The 14,703-nt window shown below is 30.3% G+C and carries 15 protein-coding genes; 8 read left to right on the top strand and 7 right to left on the bottom strand.

The genetic code is table 11. The features are described 5' to 3' along the window. Positions 1–8 precede the first annotated feature (8 nt). The 3 genes from trxA to L2Z92_RS19640 are packed head-to-tail and all read left to right on the top strand — an operon-like array spanning position 9 to position 996. Entirely contained in the window at positions 9–311 is a 303-nt protein-coding gene (trxA, locus tag L2Z92_RS19650) for a thioredoxin (protein ID WP_236456422.1), read from the top strand. Positions 312–344: 33 nt separating this feature from the next. After that, positions 345–734 (top strand): rhodanese-like domain-containing protein, encoded by a 390-nt coding sequence (locus L2Z92_RS19645; protein ID WP_236456421.1) that lies wholly within the window; start codon positions 345–347, stop codon positions 732–734. A 52-nt stretch (positions 735–786) separates the two neighbouring features. Then, on the top strand, positions 787–996 hold the full coding sequence (locus L2Z92_RS19640; RefSeq protein ID WP_236456420.1) for a YgaP family membrane protein: 210 nt from the start codon (positions 787–789) through the stop codon (positions 994–996). A gap of 35 nt (positions 997–1,031) precedes the next feature. Here L2Z92_RS19640 and L2Z92_RS19635 read toward each other — a convergent pair whose 3' ends face one another. From L2Z92_RS19635 to L2Z92_RS19620, 4 genes are all read right to left on the bottom strand, one after another. After that, positions 1,032–1,757, bottom strand: a complete 726-nt coding sequence (locus L2Z92_RS19635) for an LOG family protein (protein ID WP_236456419.1) — start codon at positions 1,755–1,757, stop codon at positions 1,032–1,034. A gap of 79 nt (positions 1,758–1,836) precedes the next feature. After that, positions 1,837–2,223, bottom strand: a complete 387-nt coding sequence (locus L2Z92_RS19630; RefSeq protein ID WP_236456418.1) for a nuclear transport factor 2 family protein — start codon at positions 2,221–2,223, stop codon at positions 1,837–1,839. Further along, the gene (gene uvrA / locus L2Z92_RS19625) at positions 2,223–5,060 is read right to left on the bottom strand and encodes an excinuclease ABC subunit UvrA (protein ID WP_236456417.1); all 2,838 of its coding nucleotides are present in this window, start codon (positions 5,058–5,060) and stop codon (positions 2,223–2,225) included. The genes L2Z92_RS19630 and uvrA overlap by 1 nt, the downstream gene beginning before the upstream one ends. Positions 5,061–5,197: 137 nt before the next feature. Further along, on the bottom strand, positions 5,198–5,647 hold the full coding sequence (locus L2Z92_RS19620) for an acyl-CoA thioesterase (RefSeq protein ID WP_236456416.1): 450 nt from the start codon (positions 5,645–5,647) through the stop codon (positions 5,198–5,200). Between the two features lie 55 nt (positions 5,648–5,702). On the opposite strand from L2Z92_RS19620, the gene L2Z92_RS19615 reads away from it, so the two are divergent. Further along, positions 5,703–6,224, top strand: coding sequence for a hypothetical protein (locus L2Z92_RS19615; RefSeq protein WP_236456415.1), 522 nt, complete (start codon positions 5,703–5,705; stop codon positions 6,222–6,224). 56 nt (positions 6,225–6,280) lie between these two features. Here the strand turns inward: L2Z92_RS19615 and L2Z92_RS19610 are convergent, their stop codons facing one another. From L2Z92_RS19610 to L2Z92_RS19600, 3 genes are read right to left on the bottom strand one after another with little or no spacing between them, the layout of a single operon-like run. Continuing rightward, positions 6,281–7,261, bottom strand: coding sequence for a tetratricopeptide repeat protein (locus tag L2Z92_RS19610; RefSeq protein WP_236456414.1), 981 nt, complete (start codon positions 7,259–7,261; stop codon positions 6,281–6,283). Positions 7,262–7,306: 45 nt separating this feature from the next. Next, positions 7,307–9,127 carry a chloride channel protein gene (locus L2Z92_RS19605; RefSeq protein ID WP_236456413.1) on the bottom strand — a complete coding sequence of 607 codons (1,821 nt, stop codon included), beginning with the start codon at positions 9,125–9,127 and terminating at the stop codon, positions 7,307–7,309. A gap of 48 nt (positions 9,128–9,175) precedes the next feature. Beyond that, on the bottom strand, positions 9,176–9,760 hold the full coding sequence (locus tag L2Z92_RS19600; protein WP_236456412.1) for an acyl carrier protein phosphodiesterase: 585 nt from the start codon (positions 9,758–9,760) through the stop codon (positions 9,176–9,178). A gap of 151 nt (positions 9,761–9,911) precedes the next feature. On the opposite strand from L2Z92_RS19600, the gene glmM reads away from it, so the two are divergent. The 4 genes from glmM (at position 9,912) to L2Z92_RS19580 (ending at position 14,703) form a co-directional block, all read left to right on the top strand. Next, positions 9,912–11,300 (top strand): phosphoglucosamine mutase, encoded by a 1,389-nt coding sequence (gene glmM / locus L2Z92_RS19595; RefSeq protein ID WP_236456411.1) that lies wholly within the window; start codon positions 9,912–9,914, stop codon positions 11,298–11,300. 160 nt (positions 11,301–11,460) lie between these two features. Continuing rightward, positions 11,461–12,459, top strand: coding sequence for a glycosyltransferase (locus L2Z92_RS19590; protein ID WP_236456410.1), 999 nt, complete (start codon positions 11,461–11,463; stop codon positions 12,457–12,459). A 1-nt stretch (position 12,460) separates the two neighbouring features. Beyond that, on the top strand, positions 12,461–13,048 hold the full coding sequence (coaE, locus tag L2Z92_RS19585; protein ID WP_236456409.1) for a dephospho-CoA kinase: 588 nt from the start codon (positions 12,461–12,463) through the stop codon (positions 13,046–13,048). A gap of 71 nt (positions 13,049–13,119) precedes the next feature. Continuing rightward, the gene (locus L2Z92_RS19580; protein ID WP_236456408.1) at positions 13,120–14,703 is read left to right on the top strand and encodes a sensor histidine kinase; all 1,584 of its coding nucleotides are present in this window, start codon (positions 13,120–13,122) and stop codon (positions 14,701–14,703) included.

Here is a 14,703-nt window from a genome sequence, read left to right as displayed (position 1 = left end):
GAATTATTATGATTGAGAAATTTAATGCACTAATTGGACAAGAACAATTGACTTTAGTAGACTTTTATGCTGATTGGTGTGGACCTTGTAAAACGATGTCTCCAATTCTTCAAGAAACAAAATCATTATTAAAGGATGATGTGAAGATTATAAAGATTAATGTAGATCAATATCAATATTTAGCAAGTGAGTTTATGGTTAGAGGTGTACCTACATTAATTTTGTTTAAGGGAGGTAAAGTGTTGTGGAGGCAATCTGGAGTTGTTGGAGCAAATGACTTGGTTTCAATAATTAGAGGACAAATGAATTAATTTTTTTGTATATTTAATAAAAAATAAACTTGTATGAAATTTAGAATTGCAATTATTGGTCTTGCATTTTTGGCAACAACTGCTTGTATAAAGTCGCAAACGGAAGGAGTAACACTTTCCAATACTGTTACTTTTGAACAAAAACTTAATGATGATGGGGTTCAGTTAATCGATGTTAGAACGGCCGAAGAATTTAATTCTGGACATTTAGCCAATGCAAAAAACATTGATATAAAGTTAGATGATTTTGAACAAAAAATAGCGGCTTTAGATAAAACAAAACCAGTAATGGTATATTGTAAGTCGGGAGGGAGAAGTGGAAGAGCTGCAACAAAACTTAAAGAATTGGGTTTTACAACAATTGTAGATTTAGATGGAGGTATAACCGATTGGAAAGCCGAAGGGAAGCCAGTTGAGAATTAGTTGAATAATTTAAAAACAATAGTAACCATTAAACAATAAAACTTTTACACATATGAAAAAAAATGTAGGAAATGGAGATCGTTTTCTTCGTATTATTATTGGAATAATAGCAATAATATTAGGGCTTTCGGGTTCGTTTGAAGGAATAATTAAATGGATTGCTCTTGGTTTTGGATTGATAATGATAATTACATCATCGCTTCAGTTTTGTGGACTTTATGCCCTTTTTGGAATTAATACCTGTAAAGTAAAGAAGAAATAAAAAAAGGCTGTCTGAAAAGGCAGCCTTTGTTGTTTTTAGAAATTTGGAGATAAATTATACTTTTTGTAGAAATTATCTAACGCATCTAATACTTGATCTTCGTTGTCTACGATAGTAAATAAGTCCAAATCGTGTGCACTAACTGTGTTGAACTTTTCTAAAAGTACTGTTTTTACCCAATCCATCAATCCTGTCCAGAATTCTGTACCAACAAGGATTATAGGGAATTTTGCAATTTTCTTAGTTTGAATTAATGTAATTGCTTCAAACAATTCATCTAATGTTCCAAAACCTCCAGGCATCACTACGAAACCTTGAGAGTATTTTACAAACATTACTTTTCTAACAAAGAAATAATCAAAATTTAAGTTTTTATCTCTGTCAATATAGGGATTGAAATGTTGTTCAAAGGGTAATTCTATGTTCAAACCTACAGAAGTTCCTCCTCCAAAATGAGCACCTTTGTTACCTGCTTCCATTATTCCAGGACCACCACCAGTAATTACTCCATAACCACCTTTACTTATTTTGTATGCGATTTTTTCAGCTAATAAATAATATTTATCTTCTGGTTTTGTTCTAGCAGAACCAAATATTGAAACACAAGGACCAATTCTTCCCATTGCTTCATAACCGTTAACAAATTCAGACATGATTTTGAAAATCGCCCATGAATCGTTAGTTCTTATCTCGTTCCAAGTTTTTTGTTTAAACTTTTCTTGTATTCTGTGATCTTCGTTTTCGTATTGATCTATTGCCATCTTCTTTTCATATTTTTAAAATTAAACAAGCTTGCTAAGATAGTTCTTTTTTGATAATTATAGAATTTTTAAAAGACAATTAATGGATAAAAGTTACTTTGATTATCTTATTATTCTTAACTTCATATATAGCAACAGCACTAACAAATTCATTATTCACACGTACATATTCTTCATCTATAACTTTGTTACCAATAATGATACGTTTTTTGATTTCACATAATAAATTAGGGACTTCTTTAAATAGAGAAGAGTATATTTTTCTCATTTTTTCTTTCCCTTCGTAACTTAATGTATTAGGGAAATCATATATTTTGATGTTGTCATCATAAGTAGCAAGAAAAGCGTCTATATTTCTATTGTTATAGGCTTCAAGTTGTATTTGAACTATTTTTTCAGGGCTTTCAGTTTGCGAGAAACCTATAGAAAAGTTTAATAGTATAAAAAGAAAGAGTACGTTTTTCATTATGATTTATTTAATTCTTTTTTCAAAAATTGAGCGGTATAACTTTTCTTGTTTTTGATAATTTCTTCAGGCGTTCCTTTGGCAACAAGTTGTCCGCCACCTTTTCCACCTTCATATCCAATATCTATTATGTAATCCGCTAGTTTTACAACATCTAAATTGTGTTCTATGATTAAAACGGTATTTCCTTTATCGACCAAAATGTTGATTACATCCATTAAAACACGTATGTCTTCAAAATGTAAACCTGTTGTTGGTTCGTCTAAAATATAGAAAGTATTTCCAGTATCTTTTTTAGAAAGCTCTGTCGCAAGTTTAACACGTTGTGCTTCTCCACCCGAAAGTGTTGTGCTTTGTTGTCCAAGTGTAATATATCCTAAACCAACATCTTGAATGGTTTTTACTTTTCGGTATATTTTCGGTATCATTTCAAAAAAATCGACTGCTTCATCGACTGTCATGCTTAATACATCTGATATTGATTTTCCTTTATATCTAATTTCTAATGTTTCTCTATTGAATCGTTTTCCTTGACACGTTTCACATTCAACATAAACATCAGGTAAAAAACTCATTTCAATAGTTCTTACACCAGAACCTTCACAGGTTTCACAACGACCTCCTTTAACATTGAAACTGAAACGTCCAGGTTTGTAACCTCTAATCTGTGCTTCTGGAGTTAGTGTGAATAGATTTCTAATTTCAGAGAATACATCCGTATATGTTGCAGGATTACTTCTTGGTGTTCTACCAATTGGACTCTGGTCGATTGCAATAACTTTATCTATATTTTCGAGACCTTCAATTTTTTTATAGGCTTGCGGTTTTTTTACAGCATTAAAGAAGTGTGCATTTAAAATTGGGTAAAGCGTTTCGTTGATTAATGTAGATTTTCCACTTCCAGAAACTCCTGTAACACAAATTAGTTTTCCAAGTGGAAATTCTACGGTTACATTTTTTAAATTATTACCAGTTGCTCCAGAAAGTTTTAATGTTTTTCCATTACCTTCTCTTCTCGTTGAAGGAATTTCTATATTCATTTTACCATTCATATACTGAGCGGTAATAGTGTTGTGTTGTAGTATTTCTTGTGGAGTTCCTTCGCTAATAATTTGTCCACCAAAACGTCCTGCTTTTGGACCAATATCAATTACATGATCGGCTCTTTCTATCATATCTTTGTCATGTTCAACAACAATGACAGAGTTTCCTATGTCGCGAAGACTTTCTAGAGATTTTATTAGTCGTTCATTATCTCGTTGGTGCAAACCAATACTAGGTTCATCAAGTATATATAATACACCAACTAATTGCGATCCAATTTGAGTTGCCAAACGAATACGTTGTGCTTCTCCACCCGAAAGTGTTTTTGAGCCTCTATTTAGTGATAAATAATTTAAACCAACATCTAATAGGAATTGTAAGCGTGAAGCAATTTCTTTGATTACTTCGGTAGCAATTACTAATTGTTTCTCTGATAAATGTTGTGGTAAAGTAGCAAACCATTCTGATAATTCAGAAATATCCATTTGAACCAAATCACCAATGTTTTTGCCATCTATCTTAAAATATAAGGCTTCTTTCCTTAAACGCGTACCGTTACATTCTGGACAATCATTTTCATCCATGAATTCTTTAGCCCAACGTTTTATTGAAGTAGATCCACTCTCGTCATGTTGATTTTTTATAAAATTTGATATTCCTTCAAAATCTATTTTATAATCTTTGGTAATTCCCATTACTTTAGAAACCACAGAAAATTTCTCATTTCCGCCATAAAGAATCATGTCTAAAGCTTCTTTAGGAATAGTTTCTATAGGGTCGGTAATTTTAAAATCAAATTTTTGAGCTATGATTTCTAATTGTTTGAAAATCCATGAGTTTTTATAATCTCCAAGTGGAACAAAACCACCACTTTTGATTGATAACTTTGGATTTGGAATAATCTTAGCTAAATTAATTTCATTCACAGTTCCTAATCCGTTACAATTAGAACATGCTCCTTTTGGAGAGTTGAACGAGAAGTTGTTTGGTTCTGGGTTTGGATAGGAAACACCAGAAGTAGGACACATTAAAGTACGACTAAAATAACGAACTTCTTGGCTTTCTTGTTCTATAATCATCAAAATATCTTCACCATGATACATGGCAGTGTTGATGCTTTCGTTAAGTCGTTTGTTGGTGTCTTCATCATCTTCAATTGCCATTCTGTCAATAACAATTTCAATATCATGCACTTTATAACGATCGACTTTCATCCCAACTTCTAAATCACGAATTTTACCATCTACTCGTACTTTTAAGAAGCCTTGTTTTGAAATTTGCTCAAATAAATCTCGGTAATGTCCTTTTCTAGATCGAATTACAGGAGCAAGAATATTTATTCTTTTACCTTTAAAATCATCTAGAATTAATTTTTTTATTTGATCGTCAGAATAAGAAACCATTTTTTCTCCCGTATTATAACTAAAAGCATCGGCAGCTCTAGCGTATAGAAGACGAAGGAAATCGTATATTTCTGTAATTGTCCCTACGGTTGAACGTGGGCTTTTACTTGTTGTTTTTTGTTCTATAGCAATAACAGGAGAAAGTCCGTCAATTTTGTCAACATCGGGTCTTTCTAGGCCTCCTAAAAATTGTCTTGCATATGCAGAAAACGTTTCAATATATCTACGTTGTCCTTCTGCATAAATGGTGTCGAACGCAAGTGATGACTTTCCGGAACCTGATAAACCAGTAATAACTACTAATTTTTCACGAGGAATTATAACATCAATGTTTTTAAGATTATGTACTCTCGCACCTATAATTTCAATTGTATCTTCTGTATTTAGCATAATTTTTGGCAAAGTGCAAAGATACAATTTTACAAGAATAAATGCTAATGAACTAGTAGATTACATTTAACATATTAGAATTAAATAGAATGATAATTATTTGAATTAGAGTACTAAAATTAGTTTTTTGAATATAATTAAATTGTACTTAAGCTCGGTTCATAATTAGTAATATCATTTCTTAACCAATCTGGGATTTCGATCGATTTTCCAATAGTAGCGTCAACTAGTACTTGCACGCTTTTTCCTTTGGCATGAATTGTTTCGTTTTCTTCTTTGTCTAGGCTGGTAATTAGGTATTCAATTTCAAAACTTTTAGAACCTAAAGAGGTTGTTCTAATTTTAATAGACGGTTCTTTTGTTGTTAATTTTAATTCTTTATAGTAATCACATTCTATATGTGCTATCACAAACATGTTTTTTGCCCAATCCCATTGTTTACTAGCATCTATCATATAATGACCACGTCCAATTTGGAAATACTCAAAATAAAATACATTATTAACATGATTTAAAGGGTCAAGGTCATTCCAACGAATGTTTAAAGGCATCGAAAATTTAAAATTCTGTATATCCAAAGTATCCATTTTATAAAATTATACTACAAATTTAATATATTTGGTTTTTAAAATTAGCAGTCTTATGAAATTATTAGGAATAGGTTCGAGAATTAAACATCCAGAAAATGGAGTAGGAGTTATTACAAATGTTACTTCAAAGTATTATTGGGTAACCTTTATAGAAAATGGAGTAGAGACAATAGCATTAGATGAAGTTGTTGAAATTATTGAAGCTGTGGAAGACGAGGTAGATACAGTCAGTTTTTTTGAAGTAGAAAAAATGCTTAAAAGTGTATTAGAAAAATATAGTGATATAGGTCCGAAAGTTTCTATTGCAGATAAATGGAAAGGTGGTAAAATGATTTTAGAACCAGGAACACAAACGCAAAACAAAGAAGTACCAATTGATACTTTTTTTAATAAAATAGTTATGGTTAGAGATAGAGTTCGTGTTATGGAACAAAAAATTAACTCCAGTAACTTAGAACAAAGCGAAAAAATAGATATACAACAATATATTACTCGAATTTATGGTAGTTTAACTACTTTTAATGTATTGTTTAAAAACTCAAGCGATTATTTTGTTGGTGAGAAAACGAAGTAAATAGTAATAAGTGAAAAAGACAAGTAGTAAAATTGCTACTTGTCTTTTAGTTTGATTTAGTTAGTTTTAATTTTATGCTTTTCTAAAATAGCATTAAACATTTCTAATTTATCTTGTTTTTTAAATTCGCTATATAATACTTGAATGTACTTTTCTGCATCTGTTCTATAGGGAGATTTAATAGCAATATACATAATATAAGCTTTACACATGTTGTCTAAGCCTTTTTCAATATCATTTATGTACTGTGTGTAAACTGATCCGATTCCGAAAAATACTTCGGGATTGTCAGGTTGTAATTCTCCTAGTTTTTCATAAGCTTTTACTGCTTTTTTGTATTCTTTTTTGTAAATATATGCTACTGCAATATTCTGAAGGGGCATTGAACCATTAGGATCTATTTTGAGGGATTTCTCATAAGCTTTTATTGCCTCTTCATATTTGTTTAATCTTCTGTAACAAATACCCATATTATCATAGGCAAAAGCAAACTCTGGATCTACTGTTACTGCTTTTTTATAATTACTTATTGCTTCTTCAAAATTTTCTTCTTTTGAGGCTGCTATTCCTTTATTGTAATATTCTAATGCAAGATCGTTTGTTGAAAGAGATTTGGCTCCTACTTTATCATTACTATTTATTTTAGTTTTTAATGCGTTACAATTATCGGTTAAATAGCGCTCTAATTCATAATAATACTCTTTATATTCTTTAGAGTTGGGATTTGAGTTTATATTGATGTTGATCTCTTTTTTACTATTAGCAGTTTTTGCTTCTTCTTCAATTTTTTTTATGTTTAAATCTGCGATTTTTAATCCCATTTGGTAAGCTACAACTTGTTTGTCAATACATTGGCTAATATTTTCAGCTGTTATTTCTTTTGTTTTATCAAATGTATCAATGGAATCAATGCATTTACAAGCGTTTTCACTAATTTCTTTTAAGAATTGTTCTTTATTAAAATCAACTTCTTTTTCTTGAGAAAAAAGATTGGTAGTAACGGATGAAAGAAAAAGAAAAAGAATTACTTTTTTCATGTGGGAATAGTTTTAATTTTTAAAAAATGAAAAATACAAAAAAAATTACTCAATAATCATATCTCTTAACTGATTTCTATATTTTTCTAATATCATATTTCGATTAATGAAACCAATGAAAATATCATTTTTGAAAACAGGTAAAATATAAGTGTTTGTTTTTTCAAATTTATCCATAACTATTTCAATCGTGTCAGTATTTGAAACGATTTCCTTAGGAGCTTTAGTAACTTCATGTGTTGAAGTATGTTTTATTTTGAAAGATGAAAAAATTATAGACCGTATATCATCCAAATAAATCAAACCTAAAAATTCTTTTTCTTCGTTAAATACAGGATATATAATATCATCTGAATGTTTAATAATTTCAATTAAATCTTCTAAAGAATTGGACTCTTTAATTATTTTGTAATCTGTTAAAACGAAGTTAGATAAATGCAAGCAAGTTAATATGTTCTTGTCTTTATTGGCAGTAAAGACTTCTCCTTTGTCTGCTAAATGCTTTATATCGAAAGAATAAGGTTCAAAACGTTTTGAGATAGCAAAACTAACGGAAGAGACAATCATTAAAGGAACCATTAAATTGTAGCCACCAGTAATTTCGGCAATTAAGAAAATAGCAGTCAATGGAGCGTGAAAAAGACCACTCAATACACCAGCCATTCCTACTAATGTAAAATTACTAACCGATAAAGGTTTGGTAATGCCAATTAAATTAGAAAGCTTTGCTACAAAAAAGCCTAAATAGGAGCCTACAAATAAGGATGGAGCAAAATTACCACCATTACCACCTGAGCCAAGTGTTAATCCAGTAGCATATACTTTTACCATCATGGTAACACCTACAAAACCAAGTAATACCCAGCTGTTCGATTTGTAGCCGTCTAATAATGTATTTTCAAGTAGTTTTTCAGGATGTGCATTGGCTATTGTTTTTATGCTTTCGTATCCTTCACCAAATAGAGAAGGGAAAAAGAAAATTAAAACAGCTAATATTGAAGCTCCATAAAGTGCTTTTTTATAATTACCTAGTTTAGAATTGGAAAAATAGGTCTCAATTTTTCTAAAAGTACGTGCGTAATTGATGGAAACAAAGCCTGCTAATAATCCTAAGAAAACATAGTGAGGTATGTTATGATAATCTAATGCATCTCCTTGTTTGAAGCTCAATAATATATCTTCATTTAGAATGATGGTAGAAACTAAAGCACCCGTTGCAGCACTAATCATAATAGGTATAAATGCAGTAATGCTAATTTCGGCTAGAACAACTTCAATTGCAAAAAGTACACCAGCAATTGGTGCGTTAAAAGCTGCCGCAATACCAGAAGCAACACCACATGCTAATAATAATGTTCTGTCTTTTTGAGAAAGTCTGTAGTTTTGAGCATAATTACTCCCAAATGCAGCTCCAGTAATGGTAATTGGTGATTCAAGTCCAGCGCTACCTCCAAGTCCAACAGTGAATGAACTCGTTATAATTTGAGAATACATTTGCTTGAAAGGCATAAAACCTCCTTTTCTAGCTACAGCATACATAATGTGAGATGTTCCTTTTTGAATGGATCCGTCTAATATTTTTTTAACAACAAGAACCGTTAAAAGAATTCCGATAACAGGTAAAACACTATTGCTATAAGGTAAATGGAAAATACGATCTGAATATTGAGATAAGTTATAAACCCAATGTGCAAATGTTTTTAAAACTATTACTGCTAAAGCAGAGGAAACTCCTACTAGAACACAAGAAAAGTAGATGAACTGTCTAGGAGTGACGAGTGATTTTAAAATAAAAACAAATCGTTCTAAACGTTTAATGCTTTTAGCTAAAAATCGGATAATTGGATTGTTTTTCTTCGTAGACATTAGAAAATTTGTAATTTCTGCGAAGTTAGGTTTTAATTAAAAAATACACTAATCATTCATTAGTTTTTCTGAACTCATTTTTCTAACTTCTTCAAAATAGAGTGTGAATTCTTCTTCAAATTCTTGATAGAAAATTTGTAATTCTTCTACAGAATATTGCATTTTAGATTTGAACTTTGTTCTGTAATCCATTTGATATAAAATTGTACCGATGCCTTCTATTGTAGCATAACTTAATAGCCAATTTTGATTGACCATACTAGGTAGTAATTTTTTGGTTCTTGTGGTAAGAATGTTGAAATTGTTATCTAATAAGGTGTAGAAATTAGCGACATATTCTGCTAATGGAACTTTAGAATAAGTTTCCCAGTTTTTGGCTAAAAAATGATCGTAAAAAATATCAATAATTACACCTGAATAATGTCCATATCGTTCGTGAAGCCGATGTTTACTTTGTCTAAATATTGGATGTGCATCAGTAAAAGTATCTATTTCTCTATGAAGTAGAATTCCTTTTTTAATTTCTTCTGGATAATTCATATAATCATTGCCTCGAATTCCATCGGCCATAAAGTTGCCAATTTTTATCATGTCATTTTCATCAGAAAGGTATATGTGTGCTAGGAAGTTCATTGTTTGTTTTGGGGTAATTGGTGAATATCTTGATTTGTAAATATAGTAAAATTAAACAAGTTTTTTTTTCTGCTGCAACTTGTTATCTTTGTTTTTTTAATAGAGCGATGACTTTTGAAAGAGTTGTCTGAAAACTAAAAGTAGAAAAAGAATGACATTAATAAAATCAATATCAGGAATTCGTGGAACAATAGGTGGAAATGTTGGAGATAATCTAACTCCTGTAGATGCTGTAAAATTTGCATCGGCCTATGGAACATTCTTGAAACAAAACTCAAATAAAGAAAAATTAACAGTAGTTATTGGTAGAGATGCACGTATTTCTGGACCAATGATTCATAATTTAGTACAAAATACATTAGTTGGTTTGGGTATTAATGTTATCGATTTAGGATTGTCTACTACTCCTACTGTAGAAATTGCTGTGCCACTTGAAAATGCAGATGGTGGAATTATTTTGACAGCATCACATAATCCAAAACAATGGAACGCTTTAAAATTGTTAAATGCAAAGGGTGAGTTTTTAAATGGAGATGATGGAGCAAAAATTTTAGAAATTGCAGAAGCAGAAGCATTTCTTTTTTCTGATGTTGATTCACTTGGAGAAGTAACAGAAAATGATGCTTATATGGATATTCATATTGATGAGGTTTTGAATTTACCTTTGGTAGATGCAGAAGCTGTTGCTAAAAGAAAATTCAAAGTTGTTGTGGATGGCGTAAATTCTTCAGGAGGAATTATTATTCCTAAGCTGTTAAAACAAATGGGAGTAGAAGTAGTAGAGTTATACTGTGAGCCAAATGGACAATTTCCTCATAACCCAGAACCTTTAAAAGAGCATTTGGGAGATATTTGTAAATTAGTAGTTGAAGAAAAAGCTGATTTTGGTATTGTAGTTGATCCAGATGTAGATAGATTAGCTTTTATTTCTAATGATGGAGAAATGTTTGGAGAAGAGTATACTTTAGTTGCTTGTGCAGATTACGTTCTAGGTAAAACAAAAGGGAATACAGTGTCTAATATGTCGTCTTCTCGTGCATTGCGCGATATAACAGAAAAACATGGTGGTAAATACCAAGCAAGTGCTGTTGGGGAAGTGAATGTTGTTACTTTAATGAAAGAATCGAATGCAATTATTGGTGGTGAAGGAAATGGAGGAATAATTTATCCAGAAAGCCATTATGGAAGAGATAGTTTGGTAGGTGTTGCTTTATTCCTAACTCATTTAGCGAGTTTAGATGTTACGGTTGCAGCATTAAGAGCAAGCTATCCTCAGTATTATATGAGTAAAAATAAAATTGAATTGACACCGCAAATTGATGTTGATGCAATTTTGAAAACAATGACTGAGAAATATAAGAATGAAGATATTTTAACTATTGATGGTGTTAAAATTGATTTTCCAACAGAATGGGTGCATTTACGAAAATCCAATACAGAACCGATTATTCGTATTTACACCGAAGCTCCTACTCAAAAGGAAGCAGATATTTTGGCAGAACGATTCGTAAGTGAAATAAAAACAATAGCAGGTATATAAAGGAAATAAAAAACTGATTTGACACTCAAATCAGTTTTTTATTTAAATAGTATGGCTAATTTATTTAAACTTAAATTTAAGTTTAAAATTAAACTTGAATCGATTTTTTATACCACTACATTTTTATAAAGAGTATCTTTGTTAAAAAAAATAGATAAAGATGTATTTCTCTTTTATTATACCTGTTTATAATCGTCCTGATGAAATAGATGAATTACTGGAAAGCCTTGTGTTGTTAGAGTATCAAGACGCTTTTGAAGTTGTTGTAGTTGAAGATGGTTCTTCAATTACATGTAAACATATAATTGAAAAGTATACTAATAAATTGGATATTTCCTATTTTTTTAAACCTAATTCTGGACCAGGAGATTCTCGAAATTTTGGAATGAAAAAAGCGAAAGGAAACTATTTCTTAATATTAGATTCCGATTGTATTTTACCTAATCAATACCTAAAGGTTGTTTCAAATTCTTTGACTAGTGATTTTGTTGACTGTTTTGGTGGACCTGATAAAGCTTTGGATTCTTTTTCAGATATACAAAAGGCTATAAATTTCACAATGACGTCATTCATAACAACGGGTGGAATTAGGGGAGGAAGTGAAAAATTAGATAAATTTCAACCTAGAAGTTTTAATATGGGACTTTCTAAAGAGGCTTTTGAAGCTTCAAGAGGCTTTGGAAATATTCACCCAGGGGAAGATCCCGATTTATCAATCCGATTATGGAAGATGAATTTTAAAACGAATTTAATTCCTCAAGCGTATGTTTTTCATAAAAGAAGAATTGATTGGGATAAGTTTTATAAGCAAGTAAATAAATTCGGAAAGGCAAGACCAATACTTAATTTTTGGTATCCTGAATATTCAAAATTAACTTTTTGGTTTCCAAGTTTGTTCTTATTAACGTTGATTTTTAGTGTTTTATTAAGTTTTTTTGGATTTTATTACTTTTTATTCTGCTTTTCGGTCTATTTTGGAATGGTTTTTGTAGGTTCATTATTACAAAGTAAAAGTGTAAAAATTGCGTCATACGCTGTCATAGCAACAATGATTCAGTTTTATGGATATGGTAAAGGATACTTGCAATCTTACATAAATTTATTTATCTTTAAGAAAGAACCAGAAAAGGCTCATCCAGAATTGTTTTTTAAAAAATAAAATGACAAAAATAATAGGTTTAACAGGAGGAATTGGTAGCGGTAAAAGCACTGTTGCAAAATATATTGCTGCGCAAGGTGTTCCTGTTTATATAGCAGATGATGAAGCTAGAAACATAATGGATGAAGAAGAAGTAATAGCAGAAGTGCAATTACTATTTGAAGAAGATGTTATTGATGAGAATAAAAAGTTAGATCGAAAGAAGATTGCTTCAATCGTTTTTAAAAATCCAGAAAAATTGAAATCTTTAAATGAATTAATTCATCCAAAGGTTAAAGCACATTTTAAAGATTGGTTAAAGAAAAATAATCATCATCCTTTTATAGTAAAAGAAGTGGCTATACTGTTTGAAACAGGCGGAGATAAGGACTGTGATAAAGTAATATTAGTTACTGCACCGCTAGATGTTAAAATAAGTAGAGTAATAAGTAGAGATGGGAGCAATAGAGAAGAAATAATAAAAAGAATGGAAAATCAGCTTTCAGATGAAAAAAAAGCAAAAAAAAGCGATTTTATTGTAACGAATATCGAATTAAACGACACATTTGTTAAGATTAATGAAATTCTTAAAATATTAAAAATATCGTAAAAAATTCTGTTAATGTTAATCTTTGGTTAATGTTTTAATAGAGTAAATGTTAAAATACTAATTTTGTCTTGATGAATAAAACTAGATTTCGCCTGTTGGTTTTCTTAATGAGTTTATCTCTTGTCGGGATAATTATTGTTCAATTATATTGGATAAATACCTCGTTAAAGAAAAGTGAGGAAGAATTTAAGCTTCACGTTCAACAAATTATTGGAAATGTAGCAGAAAATATAAACAATAAAGAATTAGTCGCTTTTTATAGACAATACCAAAAAATTAAGGACAGTATAGGTAAAGAGCCAGAGAAGAATACTTTAAAGGAATTTTATTTTTTAGAGCGCAATAAAAAAACGAATGAAACGATTATTTATACAAGTTCTTTAGTTGCTGAAAACTTTGGTATTAATGGATCTTTTTTTGATAAAAATGCAGATTCTATAAATGTTGGTAATCTTGTTACAAATAGAAGAACAGAGATATATGCAGGAAGTTTAGTAGATAAATCGTCTGTTGAATTAAATAGAAGACCTGATGTTACTATAGAAAAGACAGGAAGTATTTCTGCATTAGATAAAGTTAATTTTCAAGTTTTTTTTAAAGATATAGTTGCGCTTCGAGCAATACAGGATAGAATTACTAAAGATGAGTTAGAGAAGATTTTAAGTAAAGAATTAAAAGAGTATCAAATAAAAACGCCATTCGAATTTTGTATTTATAGTAATGGTTTAGCAACAAAAATACGTTCTGATAGATTTGTGTATGATAAAAAATCGACCTATGGAATTCCTGTTTTTAAAGATAACGAAGGAATGAGTCAATATCAATTATTGGTAACATTTCCACAAAAAAGTAAATTCTTTTTTTCATCTATTTTAGGAATAACTATGATTTCTTTATTGTTTACGTTAATAATTGTTTTAACTTACTCAAGTGCTTTAAATCAGTTAATTAAACAAAAACAGATTTCTGAAATTAAGACCGATTTTATAAATAATATGACGCATGAGTTTAAAACACCCATTGCAACAATAAACTTAGCGCTAGATGCTATAAAAAATCCTAAAATCATTGACGACAAGGAGAAAGTACAACGTTATCTTCAGATGATTAAGGATGAAAATAAGAGAATGCATGCTCAAGTTGAAAACGTTTTACGTATTTCTAAACTTGAAAAAAATGAATTGGATATTTCTAAAGAGCCAGTAGATGTATTGGATATTGTAGAAGATGCAATTGAGCATATTAGCTTAATTATCGAAGACAGAGAAGGAAAAATTAGAACTCATTTTAATGCAACTCGAACAACAATATTGTTAAACGATGTTCACTTTACGAATGTATTAGTGAATATTTTAGATAACGCAGTAAAATATTCAGAAGGAACACCAATTATAGATGTTTATACTGAAAATATAAAAGATTTTATTGTTATAAAAATCCAAGACCAAGGATTAGGAATGAGTAAAATTGCTCAGAAAAAAGTGTTTGAAAAGTTTTACAGAGAACACACAGGAGACTTACACAATGTGAAGGGACATGGACTAGGATTAGCCTATGTGAAGCAAATTGTAGAAGATCACAATGGTCAAATTTTTGTAGAAAGTGAAAAAGGAAAAGGAAGTGCATTTATTTTGAAAATGCCATTAATAAATTAG

It is taken from the genome of Flavobacterium jumunjinense (assembly GCF_021650975.2).
Classification (GTDB): Bacteria; Bacteroidota; Bacteroidia; order Flavobacteriales; family Flavobacteriaceae; genus Flavobacterium; species Flavobacterium jumunjinense.
The sequence above is the reverse complement of the archived record's forward strand: the minus strand, read 5'-3'. Positions and strand labels throughout refer to the sequence as shown.

Excerpts from the sequence above, each read along its gene's own strand:
- trxA (WP_236456422.1), top strand. The coding sequence starts at position 9 with ATGATTGAGAAATTTAATGCACTAATTGGACAAGAACAATTGACTTTA.
- L2Z92_RS19645 (WP_236456421.1), top strand. The coding sequence starts at position 345 with ATGAAATTTAGAATTGCAATTATTGGTCTTGCATTTTTGGCAACAACT.
- L2Z92_RS19640 (WP_236456420.1), top strand. The coding sequence starts at position 787 with ATGAAAAAAAATGTAGGAAATGGAGATCGTTTTCTTCGTATTATTATT.
- L2Z92_RS19635 (WP_236456419.1), bottom strand. The coding sequence starts at position 1,757 with ATGGCAATAGATCAATACGAAAACGAAGATCACAGAATACAAGAAAAG.
- L2Z92_RS19630 (WP_236456418.1), bottom strand. The coding sequence starts at position 2,223 with ATGAAAAACGTACTCTTTCTTTTTATACTATTAAACTTTTCTATAGGT.
- uvrA (WP_236456417.1), bottom strand. The coding sequence starts at position 5,060 with ATGCTAAATACAGAAGATACAATTGAAATTATAGGTGCGAGAGTACAT.
- L2Z92_RS19620 (WP_236456416.1), bottom strand. The coding sequence starts at position 5,647 with ATGGATACTTTGGATATACAGAATTTTAAATTTTCGATGCCTTTAAAC.
- L2Z92_RS19615 (WP_236456415.1), top strand. The coding sequence starts at position 5,703 with ATGAAATTATTAGGAATAGGTTCGAGAATTAAACATCCAGAAAATGGA.
- L2Z92_RS19610 (WP_236456414.1), bottom strand. The coding sequence starts at position 7,261 with ATGAAAAAAGTAATTCTTTTTCTTTTTCTTTCATCCGTTACTACCAAT.
- L2Z92_RS19605 (WP_236456413.1), bottom strand. The coding sequence starts at position 9,127 with ATGTCTACGAAGAAAAACAATCCAATTATCCGATTTTTAGCTAAAAGC.
- L2Z92_RS19600 (WP_236456412.1), bottom strand. The coding sequence starts at position 9,760 with ATGAACTTCCTAGCACACATATACCTTTCTGATGAAAATGACATGATA.
- glmM (WP_236456411.1), top strand. The coding sequence starts at position 9,912 with ATGACATTAATAAAATCAATATCAGGAATTCGTGGAACAATAGGTGGA.
- L2Z92_RS19590 (WP_236456410.1), top strand. The coding sequence starts at position 11,461 with ATGTATTTCTCTTTTATTATACCTGTTTATAATCGTCCTGATGAAATA.
- coaE (WP_236456409.1), top strand. The coding sequence starts at position 12,461 with ATGACAAAAATAATAGGTTTAACAGGAGGAATTGGTAGCGGTAAAAGC.
- L2Z92_RS19580 (WP_236456408.1), top strand. The coding sequence starts at position 13,120 with ATGAATAAAACTAGATTTCGCCTGTTGGTTTTCTTAATGAGTTTATCT.